General features: G+C 66.7%; 16 protein-coding genes. 8 read left to right on the plus strand and 8 right to left on the minus strand.

The window, feature by feature from the left end; genetic code table 11:
- The first annotated feature begins 39 nt into the window (after positions 1-39).
- The gene (locus FFS49_RS24885) at positions 40-2,073 is read left to right on the plus strand and encodes an NADPH-dependent 2,4-dienoyl-CoA reductase (protein ID WP_105818960.1); all 2,034 of its coding nucleotides are present in this window, start codon (positions 40-42) and stop codon (positions 2,071-2,073) included.
- Between the two features lie 194 nt (positions 2,074-2,267).
- Here FFS49_RS24885 and FFS49_RS24890 read toward each other — a convergent pair whose 3' ends face one another.
- Together FFS49_RS24890 and FFS49_RS24895 are read right to left on the minus strand one after the other, a co-directional pair.
- Positions 2,268-2,672: a DUF2471 family protein gene (locus FFS49_RS24890; protein WP_039344831.1), complete on the minus strand. Its 405-nt coding sequence runs from the start codon at positions 2,670-2,672 to the stop codon at positions 2,268-2,270.
- 164 nt (positions 2,673-2,836) lie between these two features.
- Positions 2,837-3,730 (minus strand): LysR family transcriptional regulator, encoded by an 894-nt coding sequence (locus tag FFS49_RS24895; protein ID WP_105818959.1) that lies wholly within the window; start codon positions 3,728-3,730, stop codon positions 2,837-2,839.
- Positions 3,731-3,816: 86 nt separating this feature from the next.
- On the opposite strand from FFS49_RS24895, the gene FFS49_RS24900 reads away from it, so the two are divergent.
- Positions 3,817-4,596 carry an NAD(P)H-dependent oxidoreductase gene (locus FFS49_RS24900; RefSeq protein ID WP_105818958.1) on the plus strand — a complete coding sequence of 260 codons (780 nt, stop codon included), beginning with the start codon at positions 3,817-3,819 and terminating at the stop codon, positions 4,594-4,596.
- A 116-nt stretch (positions 4,597-4,712) separates the two neighbouring features.
- Here FFS49_RS24900 and catC read toward each other — a convergent pair whose 3' ends face one another.
- Genes catC through FFS49_RS24915 form a run of 3 tightly spaced genes read right to left on the minus strand, consistent with a single transcriptional unit; the run spans position 4,713 to position 7,114 of the window.
- A complete protein-coding gene (catC, locus tag FFS49_RS24905; RefSeq protein ID WP_011355923.1) occupies positions 4,713-5,003 on the minus strand; it encodes a muconolactone Delta-isomerase in 291 nt (96 codons plus the stop codon).
- A 43-nt stretch (positions 5,004-5,046) separates the two neighbouring features.
- Positions 5,047-5,949: a catechol 1,2-dioxygenase gene (gene catA, locus FFS49_RS24910; protein WP_039344784.1), complete on the minus strand. Its 903-nt coding sequence runs from the start codon at positions 5,947-5,949 to the stop codon at positions 5,047-5,049.
- 31 nt (positions 5,950-5,980) lie between these two features.
- Positions 5,981-7,114, minus strand: a complete 1,134-nt coding sequence (locus tag FFS49_RS24915) for a muconate/chloromuconate family cycloisomerase (RefSeq protein ID WP_105818957.1) — start codon at positions 7,112-7,114, stop codon at positions 5,981-5,983.
- A 91-nt stretch (positions 7,115-7,205) separates the two neighbouring features.
- Between FFS49_RS24915 and FFS49_RS24920 the strand changes: the two genes are divergently transcribed.
- Positions 7,206-8,096 carry a LysR family transcriptional regulator gene (locus FFS49_RS24920; protein ID WP_039344778.1) on the plus strand — a complete coding sequence of 297 codons (891 nt, stop codon included), beginning with the start codon at positions 7,206-7,208 and terminating at the stop codon, positions 8,094-8,096.
- Positions 8,097-8,246: 150 nt separating this feature from the next.
- Here the strand turns inward: FFS49_RS24920 and andR are convergent, their stop codons facing one another.
- Positions 8,247-9,206 (minus strand): anthranilate 1,2-dioxygenase regulatory protein AndR, encoded by a 960-nt coding sequence (gene andR / locus FFS49_RS24925; RefSeq protein ID WP_105818956.1) that lies wholly within the window; start codon positions 9,204-9,206, stop codon positions 8,247-8,249.
- 213 nt (positions 9,207-9,419) lie between these two features.
- Between andR and andAc the strand changes: the two genes are divergently transcribed.
- From andAc to FFS49_RS24950, 5 genes are all read left to right on the plus strand, one after another.
- On the plus strand, positions 9,420-10,691 hold the full coding sequence (gene andAc, locus FFS49_RS24930) for an anthranilate 1,2-dioxygenase large subunit AndAc (protein ID WP_105818955.1): 1,272 nt from the start codon (positions 9,420-9,422) through the stop codon (positions 10,689-10,691).
- Between the two features lie 14 nt (positions 10,692-10,705).
- Positions 10,706-11,194: an anthranilate 1,2-dioxygenase small subunit AndAd gene (gene andAd, locus FFS49_RS24935; protein ID WP_011355917.1), complete on the plus strand. Its 489-nt coding sequence runs from the start codon at positions 10,706-10,708 to the stop codon at positions 11,192-11,194.
- Positions 11,195-11,214: 20 nt separating this feature from the next.
- The gene (gene andAb, locus FFS49_RS24940) at positions 11,215-11,541 is read left to right on the plus strand and encodes an anthranilate 1,2-dioxygenase ferredoxin subunit AndAb (RefSeq protein WP_039344765.1); all 327 of its coding nucleotides are present in this window, start codon (positions 11,215-11,217) and stop codon (positions 11,539-11,541) included.
- Positions 11,531-12,751 carry an anthranilate 1,2-dioxygenase system ferredoxin--NAD(+) reductase gene (andAa, locus tag FFS49_RS24945; protein ID WP_105818954.1) on the plus strand — a complete coding sequence of 407 codons (1,221 nt, stop codon included), beginning with the start codon at positions 11,531-11,533 and terminating at the stop codon, positions 12,749-12,751. The genes andAb and andAa overlap by 11 nt, the downstream gene beginning before the upstream one ends.
- Positions 12,752-12,921: 170 nt before the next feature.
- Positions 12,922-14,208 (plus strand): DUF445 domain-containing protein, encoded by a 1,287-nt coding sequence (locus FFS49_RS24950; RefSeq protein ID WP_105818953.1) that lies wholly within the window; start codon positions 12,922-12,924, stop codon positions 14,206-14,208.
- Between the two features lie 48 nt (positions 14,209-14,256).
- Here the strand turns inward: FFS49_RS24950 and FFS49_RS24955 are convergent, their stop codons facing one another.
- Positions 14,257-14,556 carry an addiction module antidote protein gene (locus FFS49_RS24955; protein ID WP_039344756.1) on the minus strand — a complete coding sequence of 100 codons (300 nt, stop codon included), beginning with the start codon at positions 14,554-14,556 and terminating at the stop codon, positions 14,257-14,259.
- Between the two features lie 3 nt (positions 14,557-14,559).
- Positions 14,560-14,877 carry a type II toxin-antitoxin system RelE/ParE family toxin gene (locus tag FFS49_RS24960; RefSeq protein WP_249362359.1) on the minus strand — a complete coding sequence of 106 codons (318 nt, stop codon included), beginning with the start codon at positions 14,875-14,877 and terminating at the stop codon, positions 14,560-14,562.
- Between the last annotated feature and the right edge of the window lie 268 nt (positions 14,878-15,145).

Below are 15,145 nucleotides of genomic sequence, written 5' to 3' on the forward strand. Positions count from 1 at the left end.
GTCACGCATCGCTCATTGGCACGAATTGGCACGCTCATCATGACCACGACCTTTCCCCACCTGCTTGCCCCGCTCGATCTCGGCTTCACGACGCTGAAGAACCGCGTGCTGATGGGCTCGATGCACACGGGCCTCGAGGACAGCCGCAAGACGCTGCCGCGGCTCGCCGAATATTTCGCCGAACGCGCGCGTGGCGGCGTCGGCCTGATCGTGACGGGCGGCTTCGCGCCGAACGTGGCCGGCTGGACCAAGCCGTTCGGCGGCACGCTGATGACGTCGGCCGCCGCGCGGCGGCACCGCGAGATCACGCAGGCCGTGCACGCGGAGGACGGCAAGATCGCGCTGCAGATTCTGCACACCGGTCGCTACGGCTATCACCCGTTCGCGGTCGCGCCGTCGAAGATCAAGTCGCCGATCTCGCCCTTCGCGCCGCACGAACTGAGCGCGCGCGGCGTCGAGCGGCAGATTCGCGCATTCGTCCGCTGCGCGAGGCTCGCACGTGAAGCCGGGTATGACGGGGTCGAGATCATGGGCTCCGAAGGCTACCTGATCAACCAGTTCATCTCGATGCATACCAACAAGCGCACCGACCAGTGGGGCGGTTCGTATGAGAACCGCATCCGGCTGCCGATCGAGATCATCGAGCGCACGCGCGAAGCGGTTGGCCGCGATTTCATCCTGATCTACCGACTGTCGATGCTCGACCTGATTCCGGACGGCAGCGACTGGAGTGAAACCGTGCAGCTCGCGAAGGCGGTCGAGCGCGCGGGCGCGACCATCATCAACACGGGGATCGGCTGGCACGAGGCGCGGGTGCCGACGATCGCGACGTCGGTGCCGCGCGGCGCGTTCGCATGGGTGACGAAGAAGATGAAGGGCGAGGTCGGCATTCCGCTCGTGACCACCAACCGGATCAACCGCCCTGAAGTGGCCGAGCAGATCCTCGCGGACGGCTGCGCGGACATGGTGTCGATGGCACGCCCGCTGCTCGCGGATGCCGAGTTCGTGGTCAAGGCCGCGCAGGGCCGTGCCGACGAGATCAATACGTGCATCGGCTGCAACCAGGCGTGCCTCGATCACGCGTTCAAGAACAAGATCGCGTCGTGCCTGCTGAATCCGCGCGCGTGCCACGAGACGGAGCTGAAATACACGCCCGCCGCGCAGCCGAAGCGCATCGCGGTGGTCGGCGCGGGGCCGGCCGGGCTCGCGTGCTCGACCGTGCTCGCGCAGCGCGGCCATCGGGTCGACCTGTTCGACGGCGCGGCCGAGATCGGCGGCCAGTTCAACATGGCGAAGCGGATTCCCGGCAAGGAAGAGTTTCACGAAGCGCTGAGCTACTTCGGCCGCCAGGTCGAACTGACCGGCGTGAACCTGCACCTGAACCGCCGCGTGGACGCGAGCGACCTGATCGCGGGCGGCTACGACGAGATCGTGCTCGCGACCGGCGTCGCGCCGCGCGACCCGAAGATCCCGGGGCAGGACGGCCCGAACGTGCTCAGCTACATCGACGTGCTCGCGGGCAAGCAGCCGGTCGGCCGGCGTGTCGCGGTGGTCGGGGCCGGCGGGATCGGCTTCGATGTCGCCGAGTATCTGGTGCAGGAGGGTGAGTCGCCGGCACTCGACCTGGAAGAGTGGAAGGCCGAGTGGGGCGTGACCGACCCGGCCACGACGCGTGGCGGCGTGACGCGTGCGCAGGTGACGGCGCCCGCGCGCGAAGTGACGTTGCTGCAGCGCAAGGCCGCGCCGCTCGGCAAGGGGCTCGGCAAGACGACCGGCTGGATTCACCGCGCGACGCTGAAGATGAAGCAGGTGAAGATGATCGGCGGCGTGAACTATGAACGGATCGATGCGCGCGGGCTGCACGTGTCATACGGCGAGCAGCGCACCGATCACGAGCTGATCGAAGCCGACACGATCGTGCTCTGCACGGGGCAGGAGCCGCAGCGCGCATTGCTCGCGCCGCTGCAGGCGGCGGGGCGCTCGGTGCACCTGATCGGCGGCGCGGAACTGGCCGCCGAGCTCGACGCGAAGCGCGCGATCGATCAGGGCTCACGGCTCGCCGCGCGGCTGTAACGGGCGGCCGCCGCAATGGCCACCGAAGGTAGGCCGCGTGGCGGTGATCCGCTTGCTCGGCGGTTCCTGGCCCTTCGGTTGATGCACTGATTCACGGGCGCAGCGCTGCAATGAGCAGCAGCGCCGGCCGCGCCGCCACGCAATGTGGCGGCGCTACGCCGACAGACCGTGGCCGCGAACGGCCATCACATCGCTCACGCTGCTTCGGCGCGTTCTTCCTCTTCCGCTTCCAGCATCGCCTTGACGATCAGGTAGATGGCCGGCAGGTCGTCATCGTCGCGGCGCCAGTCGACCGGCTCCTCGACATCCGCGGCGACCAGGCGGCTGTCGCGCAGCCGGATGAACGCATCGACGACGGCCGGATCGTTGCGGCTCAGGAAGCCGGCATTCGAGAATGCCAGCTCTTCGACGTTCAGCAGTGCCTGCCAGCTCATCGTGCGGACGGCCGCGGGATGGGTGCGCCGCCGCAGGCCAAGCGCCCGCTGCGCGGGGCCACCCGCGACACGCTGCAGATCGACGACCGCCCGCTGCGCGGCGCGCTCGAAGTGGACGGGGTTGAAGCCGGGTTGCTCGGGATCGAATGCGGATGCCTGGAACATGGTCGCCTCACAAAAGTCCGTTCGTCTGTGAATGACGGAATTCGGGTCAAATGGTGCAAAAGCACTGTAAATATATACAGTGTTTGGCGCGGTTTCAAGCCCCGGATGAAGGATTTCGTGCGACGGCGATCGAAGCGGGCGGCGGTACCAGGCAGGCGACCGATCTACACCGCTGCCGCGATCGTCTCCCGCAACCACCGGTGCGCCGGATCGCGATGCACGCGTTCGTGCCACAGCATCGACATTTCGTAGCCGGGCACCTCGACCGGCGCTTCCACCACCCGTAATGCGGGGACGTCGCGCACCAGCCGCTCGGGCACCATCGCGACGAGATCGGTGCTGGCCACGGCCGACATCACGAACAGGAAATGCGGGACCGACAGCACGACGCGCCGCGTAGCGCCCACCTTCGCGAGCGCTTCGTCCGTCACGCCGAAGAAGCCGCCGCCGTCGGGCGACACGATCACATGCTCGAGCGTGCCGAACTGCGCGAGGCTCGGGCGCCGCTTCAGCTTCGGGTGGCCGGCGCGGCCGATGAGCACGTAACGCTCGGCGAACAGCGGCAAGCGCCGCATGCCGGGCGGCGACCCTTCGGTCGTATGGAACGCGAGATCGATGCCGTTTCGTTCGGCATCCTGCTCGATACGAGGCGGCACCAGCTCGACCACGGCGACGCGTGTGGCGGGCGCGGCCGAACGCAGCGTGTTCAGCGCGGGCAGCACGATCGTCGATTCGCCGTAGTCGGTCGCGGCCACACGCCACGTGTTCGTCGCGGTCGCGGGATCGAACGGCGTGGCCGGAACGACCGCGCGCTCGACCGCTTCGAGCGCATCGCGCAACGGTTCGCGCAGCGCTTCCGCGCGCGCGGTCGGCCGCATTCCACGCGGCCCCGGCAGCAGCAGCGGATCGCCGAACACGTCGCGCAGCTTCTGCAATTGCACGCTCACCGACGGCTGCGACATGTTCAGTTTTTCGGCTGCACGCGTGACGTTGTGCTCGGCGAGCAGCACGTCCAGCGTGACGAGCAGATTGAGATCGAGTCGCCTGAGATTATTCATGGCTATACCTGAAATATCAGGAATTCATTTCAAATATACCTCTGGCGGCGGCATCCTGCAGTCATTCAATCAACGGAGTACCGAACATGAATGTGCTGATCGTCTATGCCCATCCCGAACCGCGTTCGCTGAACGGCGCATTGCGCGACTTTTCCGTTGCGCATCTCGAAGCGGCCGGCCACGCGGTGCAGGTGACCGACCTGTATGCGATGAACTGGAAGGCGGCGTTCGACGCGGACGACATGACCGGGCGTGAGCCGGACGCGCGTTTCGACCCGTCGAACGACTCGAAGCACGCGTTTGCAACCGGCACGCAGCGCGAAGACATCGCGCGCGAGCAGGACAAGCTGCGGTGGGCCGATGCGGTGATCCTGCAGTTCCCGCTGTGGTGGTTCTCGATGCCGGCGATCATGAAGGGCTGGTTCGAACGCGTGTATGCGTGCGGCTTTGCCTACGGCGTGGGCGAGCATTCCGATACGCATTGGGGCGATCGTTATGGAGAAGGCTCGTTTGCCGGCAAGCGCGCGATGGTGATCGTCACGGCAGGCGGATGGCAGTCGCATTACAGCCCGCGCGGCATCAACGGACCGATCGACGACGTGTTGTTCCCGATCCAGCACGGGATGCTGTATTACCCGGGCTTCGACGTGCTGCCGCCGTTCGTGATCTACCGGACGGGGAAGATGAACGACGTGCGCTTCGACGAAACGCGTGTGGCGCTCGGCCGGCGCCTGGACGAACTGTGGACCACGCAGCCGATCCCGTTCCGGCGGCAGAACGCGGGCGATTACGAGATTCCGGCGTTGACGCTGAAGGACGAGATCGTGCCGGGGAAGGTGGGGTATGCGGTGCATCTGGCGGAGTGACGGTTGCCGCGTATCCCGATGCGGTGCGACCGAGCAGTGGCCGAATGCAAAACGGCACGGGCATGCCCGTGCCGTCCATTGAGCGGCCGTCGTCGACGGCCGCGATTCGCGTTCACTTACCGATCATCTTCCCGCACCGAAGAAGGATGCCGGCACAGCGCCCGCACTTCCATCTCCATATACGGAAACAACGGCAGCTGGCTCAGCAGGTCATGCAGTTGCTGCACGCTTTCGACGTCGAAGATGCTGACGTTCGCATACTGCCCGGCGATCCGCCACAGATGCCGCCAGGTTCCTTCGTTCATCAGCCGCTGGCACATCGCCTTTTCTTCGGCCTTCAGCGTGGCCGCCTTGACCGGATCCATGTCCGTCGGCAGACGGACGGTCATTTCCACATGAAACAGCATCCTGCACTCCTTGCGTTATCGGTTCGTCGAATCGGCAGGCCGCTCACGCCTGCGCGCGGGCCCGCTCGACTTCGCTGCCCGGCACATCCTGCTTTTCCTTGAGCAGCGAGAAATCGAAGTCGATCAGCGCGAACTGCCCGTCGACGCCATACGGCTTGCCTTCCGCGCCTTCGGCCTGCTTCACCGGCGGGATCAACCCGTCGCGCGTCGCGAACGCGAAGTCGTCCCACAGGTGCGGATCGCCATCGATGTTGATCTGCGTCGTCAGCTTACGATAACCGTCCGCCGAAACGAAGAAGTGAATGTGCGCCGGGCGATGGCCGTGGCGGCCGAGCTGGTCGAGCAGTTGCTCGGTCTTGCTGCCCGGCGGCACGCTGTAGCCCACCGGCAGCACGCTGCGGAAGCTGTAGCGGCCTTCGGCATCGGTACGGATCGAGCGGCGCAGGTTGAACGCAGGCTGCGACTGATCGAAGTACGAGTAGTTGCCGAGATGGTTCGCGTGCCACACCTCGACCAGCGCGTTCGCGATCGGCGCGCCGTCCTGGCCCAGCACCTGGCCGCGCATGATGAGCGTCTGGCCGGGATCGGTGCCGTCGTCGAGACGCGCATGGCCGACCGATTCCGGCGCGCCGGCGACATACAGCGGCCCTTCGATCGTGCGCGGCGTGCCGCCCTGGATGCCGGCCTTTTCCTCGGCTTCGTCCATGCGCACGTCGAGAAAGCGCTCGAGGCCGAGGCCCGCGGCGATCAGCCCGAATTCGCGGCCGGCTTCGTTCAGGTAGTTCAGCGCCGTCCAGAATTCGCTCGGCTGCACGTCGAAGTCCTCGATCGTGTAGCAGATGTCCTTCACGATCCGGTTGACGATCGCGCGCACGCGCGGGTTGCCCGGCTTCTCGGCGGCGTCGTCGAAGGTCTTCAGCAGTGCGTCGATGGCTTGCTTGTTCATCTGTGTCTCCGGTTTCGGTTGTCGTGTGGGGTCAGCGGGCGTCGCGTCGCATCCGTTCGATGCGGGCCCAGTCGAAGGTGATGCCGAGGCCGGGCGCGGCCGGCAGGTGCAGCTTGAAATCCGCGTAGCGCAGCGGCTCGACGAGGATTTCCTCGGTGAGCAGCAGCGGGCCGAACAGTTCGGTGCCCCATTTCAGCGAGTCGAACGTGCTGAACAATTGCGCGGACGCCATCGTGCCGGCCGCGCCCTCGAGCATCGTGCCGCCGTACAGTTCGATGCCGGCCGCCGCCGCGATCGACGCGACGCTCGCCGCACCCTGCAGGCCGCCCGACTGCGCGATCTTCACCGCGAACACGTCGGCCGCGCGATCCTGTGCGAGCGCGAATGCATCGACGGGGCCGTGCAGCGCCTCGTCGGCCATGATCGGCACCTGCGCCAGTTGCGTGAGGCGTTTCAGCCCCGCGCGGTTGGTCGCGGCGATCGGTTGCTCGACCAGGCTCACGCCGGCTTCGGCGAGTCGTGCGCCTGCCCAGATCGCGTCGGTTTCGCTCCATGCCTGGTTCACGTCGACGCGCACGTCGCCGCGTTCGCCGAGCGCGCGCTTGATCGCGATCACGTGGGCTACGTCGTCGGCCACGGCGTTCGAGCCGATCTTCAGCTTGAACGCGCGGTGGCGGCGCGCGTCGAGCATCGCTTCGGCTTCCGCGATGTCGCGCTGCGTATCGCCGCTCGCAAGCGTCCATGCGACATCGACCGCATCGGTCCGGCGTCCGCCGAACAGTTCGGACAGCGGCACACCGAGGCGGCGCGCCTGCGCGTCGAACAGCGCGGTCTCGAGCGCGCACTTCGCGAAGCGGTTGCCCTGGAACAGCTTGCGGGCGCGCGCCAGCGCGGCGCCCGGGCGGGTCGCATCCATGCCCTGCAGCAGCGGCGCGAAGTAGGTGTCGATGTTGACCTTGATGCTTTCGGGGCTCTCCTCGCCGTACGCGAGACCGCCGATGGTCGTCGCCTCGCCGACGCCTTCGATACCGTCCGTGCATCGAACACGCACCAGCACGAGGGTCTGGCAATTCATCGTGGCGACCGACAATTTGTGGGGGCGGATCGTCGGCACGTCGACGAGCAGCGTCTCGATGCGTTCGATGGTGGCGGCAGTTGTTATCATGCGATTCCTCCTGTTGGTGCACATGGTAGGAATTCCCGCCCCGCGTCGTCCAACACTCTTTCCGACTACTTCCATACCTTTGAGGCATGAAATGGAATTGCGTCAGCTCCGCTACTTCATCGCCGTCGCCGAGGAAATGAACATCACGCGGGCGGCCGAGCGGTTGCACATGACGCAGCCGCCGCTCAGCCGCCAGCTCCAGGCGATCGAGGACGAGATCGGGCTGCCGCTGTTCGAGCGCGGTGCGCGGCCGCTGAAACTGACCGATGCGGGGCGCGTGTTCTACGCGCAGGCGAAGCGCCTCGTCGACCAGGCCGACGAGCTCGGCCCGCTGACACGGCGGCTCGCGCAGCTGTCGGAGCGGATCGTGATCGGCTTCGTGCCGTCGACGCTGTACGGCGCGCTGCCGGACGTGATCCGCGCGTTTCGCGAGGCGCAGCCGGACGTCGAGTTGTCGCTGATCGAAATGTTCACGCTCGAACAGCTCGGCGCGTTGAAAGGCGGGCGGATCGACGTGGGCTTCGGTCGGCTGCGCTTCGACGACGACCAGCTGGTGCGCGAGGCGCTGATCGAGGAAAAGCTGATCGCGGCGCTGCCGGTCGGGCATCCGCTTGCCGATCCGGCCCGGCCGCTGACGCTCGCGGATATCGCGAACGAGACGCTGATCGTCTATCCGAGCACGCCGCGGCCGAGCTTCGCCGATCAGCAACTGTCGGCGTTGCGCGACGGCGCGCTGGTGCCGGCGGCCGTCCACGAGGTACGCGAGCTGCAGACGGCGCTCGGGCTCGTGGCCGCGCAGGTCGGCGTGTCGCTGGTGCCGGAGAGCGTGGAGGGCGTGCGCGTGAAGGGCGTGGTCTACCGGCGGTTGCCGGAGCCGGCCGCGACGTCGCCGATCATCATGAGCCGCCGGCTGCACGGCGAAAGCGCGGCGACGGCCGCGTTTTGTGCGATTGCGCGGGAAATGATCGTGCCGGTGGCGTGACGAGCGTTATTCACTTCATTAAATCGCAACTAACGGTCTGTTTCGGCGGACGCGCCCCAATGTGGGGAGGGCATCGCGGCCTCATGCCCTGTCGAGTGAGCGCTTTCCCGGTTACGCAAGCCACCGGCCGTGCGAGCATGCGCGACGACGCTACCGCTTCCCGTCGAGCGTTTCCGACGGCGATTCCCCGAACTTCTCCCGATACGCGATCGCGAACCGCCCGAGGTGGGTAAATCCGCAATCGAGCGCGACATCGGCGATCCGCCGCTCGGACGCCGCGCCGCGCAGCAGCTCGCGCGCATGGTCGAGCCGCGTCGCGCGCAGGTATTGCATCGGGCTCATCCCGCGGAACTGCAGGAACGCGTCGCGCAGGGTGCGCTCCGGCACGTTGGCGGCCTGCACGATATCGGCGAGCTGCAGCGGCTGTGCGTAGTTCGCGTTCACGAACTCCTGCGCGCGCCGCACGAAGCCCGGCGCCGGGTCGCGGTACGACGCCTGCAGCACGGACGGCGGGTGGCCTTCGATCAGCAGGTCGATCAGCAGGTGCTCGAGCTGGGACGCGACGCGCGGGTTCGCGTTCGCGCGTTCGAGCAGCTCGGGCGAGCGCGCGACAAGCATCAGTTGCTGGCGCCACGCGGCAAGCGCGGCGTCGCTGACGTGCAGTACGGGATCGAGCGTCGCGCGCGGGTCGCCGGTCAGCGAGCCGACGGTCGCCGCGTCGATGCGCAGCACGAACTGCTCGCAATCGGCCGACAGCACCGCGTCGAAGCGTTCACCGGGCGCACACAGCACGCCGGTCTGGCCGTCGACGCCGAGCTGCCGTCCCATCGCGCGCACCTCGGCCTGGCCGGACAGGCAGAACATCAGCAGGTAGTAGCCGTCGACCGCATCGACCTGCACGCGCATCGCGTCGCCGAACGCGATCGTGCCGATCCCGAGCCCGCCCAACCTGACGAAATCCATGTGCGACGCGCCACGCGTGCGGCCGTTCGGCAGCAGCGCATGCGGCTGCATCACGCGCGAGATGCGCTCGCGCGTCTCGTCGAGATCGCGGGATTCGAACAGCCGGTGCGCGCGCAGCGCGAGCGGCTCGAACGACGTTGGGGACATGGGCATCAGCCTTGGTGTGGACGGCGAGCGCTTCGATCCGATCAATGGGTCGCGATCGTGCGCCGGGTCGTGTGTGTCGTCATGCTAGCGCAGAAATCCGCCGAAAGTGGATATTGCACCGCCGCAATCGCACTTTCCGGATAGACGGCGAATATTAGCTTTTCAAAAATCGGCTCCATGCAATCAACGCAACGGATCGACAAGGAGTCCGACATGGAGCAGACAGAATCGCCCGTCGTTTTCGCCACGCGCGACGACGCGTCCGACGTGACCTTTCCGCACGACGACGGCTCGCGCGTGCCGTACAAGGTGTTCAGCTCACGCGCGGTCTACGATCGCGAGCAGGAACGCATTTTCCGCGGCCCGACGTGGAACTTCGTCGCGCTGGAAGCGGAAATCCCGAACGCCGGCGACTTCAAGAGCACGTTCGTCGGCGATACGCCGGTGGTCGTCACGCGCACCGAGGACGGCACGCTTTCCGCGTGGGTGAACCGCTGCGCGCACCGCGGCGCGCAGGTATGCCGCAAGTCGCGCGGCAACGCGAGCTCGCACACGTGCGTCTATCACCAGTGGAGCTTCGACAACTCGGGCAACCTGCTCGGCGTGCCGTTCCGGCGCGGCCAGAAGGGGATGTCCGGGATGCCGGCCGACTTCGATCCGAAGCAGCACGGGCTGCGCAAGCTGCGCGTCGACAGCTATCGCGGCCTCGTGTTCGCGACCTTCAGCGACGACGTGATGCCGCTGCCCGACTATCTCGGCGAGCAGATGCGGCCGTGGATCGACCGGATCTTCCACAAGCCGATCGAGTATCTCGGCTGCACGCGCCAGTATTCGAAGTCGAACTGGAAGCTGTACATGGAGAACGTGAAGGACCCGTATCACGCGAGCATGCTGCACCTGTTCCATACGACCTTCAACATCTTCCGCGTCGGGATGAAGGCGCGCTCGATACCGGATGCGAACCACGGGCTGCACAGCATCATCACGGTGACGAAGACGGGCGACGACACGTCGGCCGCGTACAAGCAGCAGAACATCCGTTCGTTCGACGAAGGCTTTCATCTGGAAGACGAATCGATTCTCGACCTCGTGTCGGAATACGACGAGGACTGCACGAACCATATCCAGCCGATCTTCCCGCAGCTCGTGATCCAGCAGATCCACAACACGCTGGTCGCACGGCAGATCCTGCCGAAAGGCCCCGACAACTTCGAACTGATCTTCCACTTCTTCGGGTACGCGGACGATACGCCCGAGCTGCGTGCACTGCGCATCAAGCAGGCGAACCTCGTCGGGCCGGCCGGCTACATCTCGATGGAGGATACGGAGGCGACCGAGCTCGTGCAGCACGGCACGGTGCGCGACGGCGACGCGACGTCGGTGATCGAAATGTCGCGCGGCAATCCGGACCAGCAGGACACGGTGATCACCGAAAGCCTGATCCGCAAGTTCTGGGTCGGCTACCAGAAGCTGATGGGCTATTGAGGCGGGAGCGAGCAATGATGGAAAACCTGACGGAAGACATGAAGACGTGGTTCGAGATTTACATGCTCCAGAACCGCTATATCGGGCACCTCGACAACAACCGGCTCGAAGCCTGGCCGACGATGTTCACCGAGGACTGCACGTACGAAATCGTGCCGAAGGAAAACGCCGATCTCGGGCTGCCGGTGGGGATCGTCCACTGCACGAACCAGCGGATGCTGCGCGACCGCGTGGTGTCGCTGCGGCACGCGAACATCTACGAAGAGCATACGTACCGGCACATGACGTCGGGCCTGACGATCGTCGCGGAACGCGACGGCGAGATCGACACGGAGAGCAACTACGTCGTCGTGCAGACGCGCAGCAACGGCGAGTCGAACGTGTACCAGGCCGGCAAGTACTACGACACGGTCGTGCGCACGCCGGACGGGCTGCGCTACAAGACCAAGCGGGTGATCTACGACACGTCGCGCGTGCAGACGCTGCTCGCCACCCCGATCTGATACGGAAGCAAGGAACAGACATGACCGAAGCAACGCTGGCCGAGTGGCATCCGCTCGGCGCTTTCGACGAATTCTCCGAAGACGAACCGGCGGCGCGCGTCGCCGGCCAGAAGCCGATCGCGGTGTTCCGGATCGGCGACGAACTGTTCGCGATGCACGACCTCTGCTCGCACGGCCACGCGCGGCTGTCAGAAGGCTATGTGGAGGACGGCTGCGTCGAATGCCCGCTGCACCAGGGGCTGATCGACATCCGCACGGGTGCGCCGAAATGCGCGCCGATCACGGAGCCGGTGCGGACCTATCCGATCCGGATCGTCGACGGGCAGGTGGAAGTCAATGTCGGCTGATCCGTTCGTGATCGTCGGCGCCGGGCATGCCGCGCGGCGCACGGCCGAAGCGCTGCGCGAGCGCGACGCCGCGGCGCGCATCGTGATGATCGGCGCGGAGCGCGAGATGCCGTACGACCGGCCCGCGCTGTCGAAGGATGCGCTGCTGAGCGACGGTGGTGAGCAGCGCGCGTTCGTGCGTGACGCGGCGTGGTACGACGCGCAGCGCATCGAGCTGCGGCTCGGTACGCGCGTCGACGCGATCGAGCGCGATGCGCAGCGTGTGAGGCTCGACGACGGCGCGACGCTCCCGTATGCGCGGCTCGTGCTCGCGACAGGCTCGCGGGTGCGCACGTTCGGCGGCGCGATCGACGAAGGCGTCACGCCGCATTACGTCCGCACGGTCGACGATGCGCGGGCGTTGCGCGCGCAGCTTGTGCCGGGTCGCCGCGTGGCGGTGCTCGGCGGCGGGTTCATCGGGCTCGAGGTCGCGGCGGCGGCGCGCCAGCTCGGCTGCGACGTGACGGTGATCGATCCGGCGCCGCGCCTGCTGCAGCGTGCGTTGCCGGAAGTAGTCGGTGCGTATGCGCATCGGTTGCACGATGCGCGCGGCGTGGTCTTCCAGATGGCGACATTGCCGCGCGCGATCCGTCGCGCGCCCGGCGGCGGCGCGATCGTCGAGACCGATCATGGCGACGTGCCGGCCGATCTCGTCGTGGTGGGCATCGGTGTGGTGCCGAATGTCGAGCTGGCGCAGGCGGCCGGGCTCGATGTCGACAACGGGATTCGCGTCGACGCGGGCTGCCGCACGGTCGATCCCGCGATCTTCGCGGCGGGCGAGGTGACGATGCATTTCAATCCGCTGCTCGGGCGCCACGTGCGGATCGAATCGTGGCAGGTCGCCGAAAACCAGCCGGCCGTCGCGGCCGCGAACCTGCTCGGCGCCGACGAGGCCTATGCCGAGTTGCCGTGGCTGTGGTCCGATCAGTACGACTGCAACCTGCAGATGCTCGGGCTGTTCGGCGGCGAGCGCACGATCGTCGTGCGCGGCGATCCGGCGAACGGGCCGTTCACGGTGTTCGGGCTGGGGGATGACGGCAGGATCGTCGCGGTGGCCGCGGCGAACCTCGGGCGCGACATCGGCGCATCCCGCCGGTTGATGGCGGCGGGGGCGGTGCCGGACCCGGTGAAGCTTGCGGATCCGGCGGTGAACCTGAAGACGTTCATGTAGCAGGCGTACGGTCGTCCGGCCCGGCATGCGGTGACGGTGCCGGCCGGCGCCGTGTGTGATCCGCCGGTACGATCCGGCGGTATGCGTGTCGCTCGGCGCGCGTCGCAATGTTTGTCGGCAGCCCGGCATCCGGTGCATATTAGCGGCAACGTTCGCCCGACCCGTTGCCCATGACGTCAGACAAAGCCCTCGAACTGAAACGCAGCAAGCGCCGCGCGCTGTGGCTGCTGCTGGCCGCCGTCGCGGTGTTCGTCACGACGATCCTGCTGCCGCGCGGCCCGTGGGTCGACGGCATCAAGGCCGTGGCCGAAGCCGCCATGGTCGGCGCGCTCGCCGACTGGTTCGCGGTCGTCGCGCTGTTTCGCCGCGTGCCGATCCCGTTCGTGTCGCGCCACACCGAGATCATTCCGAAAAACAAGGACAAGATCGCCGACAACCTCGCGGTGTTCGTGCGCGAGAAGTTCCTCGGCCCGGATGCGCTCGCCGCGCAGATCCGCCAGCACGATCCCGCGCAGAAACTCGGCGCGTGGCTCGGCGAGCCGGCGAACACCGACGCGCTCGGCGGCTACGTGACGAAGCTGATGAGTTTCGCGCTCGACATGACCGACGACGCACGGATCCAGACGTTCGTGCATGACGCGTTTCGCGCGGTGATCGACCGGATCGACCTGTCGCAATCGGCCGGCGCGATCCTCGATACGCTGACGAAGGACGGCCGCCACCAGGCGCTGCTCGACGATGCGATCGAACAGGTGGTGGACGTGCTCGACAAGGAGGAGAACCGCGAGGTGATCGCGGGCTTCATCGTCGAATGGCTGAAGACGCAGTACCCGAAGGTCGAGAAGATCATGCCGACGCAGTGGTTCGGCGAGAACGGCGCGCGGATGCTCGCCAGCGCGGTGAGCCGTGTGCTGGAAGGCGTGGCGGCCGACCCCGAGCACGAACTGCGGCAACGCTTCGACCGGACGGTCGTGCGACTGACCGAGCGGCTGAAGCACGACCCCGCGTTCATCGGGAAGGGCGACGAGATCAAGCGCTATATCCGCGACGGCGATGCGTTCAACGACTATGTGCGCGACCTGTGGGATCAGTTGCGCGCGTGGCTGAAGGCCGATCTCGCGCGCCCCGATTCGGCGCTGCACCGGCAGGCCGCGATGCTCGGCGGCTGGCTCGGTGCGCGGCTCGCGGAGAGCCCGGCATTGCGTGCGTCGCTGAACGAGCACGTCGAGAAGGCCGTGCACGAGATGGCGCCGGATTTCGCGGATTTCCTGATGCGCCACATCCGCGACACGGTGCGCAACTGGGACGCGCGCGAGATGTCGCGGCAGATCGAGTTGAACATCGGCAAGGATCTGCAATACATCCGCATCAACGGCACGCTGGTCGGCGGGCTGATCGGGCTCGGGTTGTATCTGGTGTCGCTGGTGCCGCGCTGGGCAGCCGGCTGGCTGCACTGACACGGCCGCGCGTATCGCGCGGCGGCCGCGACGGGCCGGGCCCGCGCATCATGCGTGCGCTTTCGAGCCGTGCAGTTGCAGGCCGAGCGCCTTGATGACCTTCAGGATCGTGCCGAAGCTGGGGTTGCCGTCGTGCGACAGCGCCTTGTACAGCCCTTCGCGCGACAGGCCCGCGTCGCGCGCGACCTGCGACATGCCGCGTGCACGCGCGATCACGCCGAGCGCATGCGCGATGAAGGCCGGATCGTCGCCGGCTTCCTGCAGGCACGCTTCGAAGTAGTCGGCCATGTCGTCTTCGGTTTTCAGATGATCGGCCGAATCCCACGGCCGGGTGCTGATCTTGTCCATCGGTTACTCCATGTCGAGGTGCGCGAGCATCGCGTGCGCGGCGCGGATGTCGGCCTGTTGCGACGATTTATCGCCACCGCAGAGCAGGATGACCCAGATCGTTCCGCGCCGGACGTAGTAGACGCGATAGCCCGGGCCGTGGTCGATCCGCATCTCGACGACCGGCGAGCCGGCGGATTTCCAGTCGCCCGGATTGCCCATCGAAAGGCGGTCGATGCGTGCCTGGATGCGGCGCTTCGCGACGCGATCCTGCAGGCCGGCAAACCAGGTGTCGAAGACGTCGGTGGTCCGGATGCTGAACGTAGGCGCACTGTAGGGCATGGATTGCAGTATGTCAACCATGGTTCACATGTTGGATGGGTTGAATGTCGATGCCGCTACGGTAGGGCCGCGCGCTTCGCTTGTGTGCCGAATGGCCGTTCGGCCGAAGTCGGGATCTTCCGAATCCGTCTACAATCAAAAACGTCTTTGCCGCCCGTGCGTGTTTGCCGCGCGCGCGCGGGTCCGTTTGTCCTCCGGTTTCCGGAGGCGCCGCCGTGCATTGCGGGTTGCGCGGCGGGCAGTGCCGTGGTTCGTGTCCAGTAGGTAA

This window comes from Burkholderia sp. 4NA327C6 (genome assembly GCF_005502655.1).
Classification (GTDB): Bacteria; Pseudomonadota; Gammaproteobacteria; order Burkholderiales; family Burkholderiaceae; genus Burkholderia; species Burkholderia contaminans.

Coding starts and splice junctions, on each gene's coding strand:
- FFS49_RS24950 (WP_105818953.1), top strand. CDS start 12,922: ATGACGTCAGACAAAGCCCTCGAACTGAAACGCAGCAAGCGCCGCGCG.
- FFS49_RS24960 (WP_249362359.1), bottom strand. CDS start 14,877: ATGCCCTACAGTGCGCCTACGTTCAGCATCCGGACCACCGACGTCTTC.
- FFS49_RS24915 (WP_105818957.1), bottom strand. CDS start 7,114: ATGATAACAACTGCCGCCACCATCGAACGCATCGAGACGCTGCTCGTC.
- andAa (WP_105818954.1), top strand. CDS start 11,531: ATGTCGGCTGATCCGTTCGTGATCGTCGGCGCCGGGCATGCCGCGCGG.
- FFS49_RS24920 (WP_039344778.1), top strand. CDS start 7,206: ATGGAATTGCGTCAGCTCCGCTACTTCATCGCCGTCGCCGAGGAAATG.
- andAc (WP_105818955.1), top strand. CDS start 9,420: ATGGAGCAGACAGAATCGCCCGTCGTTTTCGCCACGCGCGACGACGCG.
- andAd (WP_011355917.1), top strand. CDS start 10,706: ATGATGGAAAACCTGACGGAAGACATGAAGACGTGGTTCGAGATTTAC.
- FFS49_RS24885 (WP_105818960.1), top strand. CDS start 40: ATGACCACGACCTTTCCCCACCTGCTTGCCCCGCTCGATCTCGGCTTC.
- FFS49_RS24900 (WP_105818958.1), top strand. CDS start 3,817: ATGAATGTGCTGATCGTCTATGCCCATCCCGAACCGCGTTCGCTGAAC.
- catA (WP_039344784.1), bottom strand. CDS start 5,949: ATGAACAAGCAAGCCATCGACGCACTGCTGAAGACCTTCGACGACGCC.
- FFS49_RS24955 (WP_039344756.1), bottom strand. CDS start 14,556: ATGGACAAGATCAGCACCCGGCCGTGGGATTCGGCCGATCATCTGAAA.
- andR (WP_105818956.1), bottom strand. CDS start 9,206: ATGTCCCCAACGTCGTTCGAGCCGCTCGCGCTGCGCGCGCACCGGCTG.
- catC (WP_011355923.1), bottom strand. CDS start 5,003: ATGCTGTTTCATGTGGAAATGACCGTCCGTCTGCCGACGGACATGGAT.
- andAb (WP_039344765.1), top strand. CDS start 11,215: ATGACCGAAGCAACGCTGGCCGAGTGGCATCCGCTCGGCGCTTTCGAC.
- FFS49_RS24895 (WP_105818959.1), bottom strand. CDS start 3,730: ATGAATAATCTCAGGCGACTCGATCTCAATCTGCTCGTCACGCTGGAC.
- FFS49_RS24890 (WP_039344831.1), bottom strand. CDS start 2,672: ATGTTCCAGGCATCCGCATTCGATCCCGAGCAACCCGGCTTCAACCCC.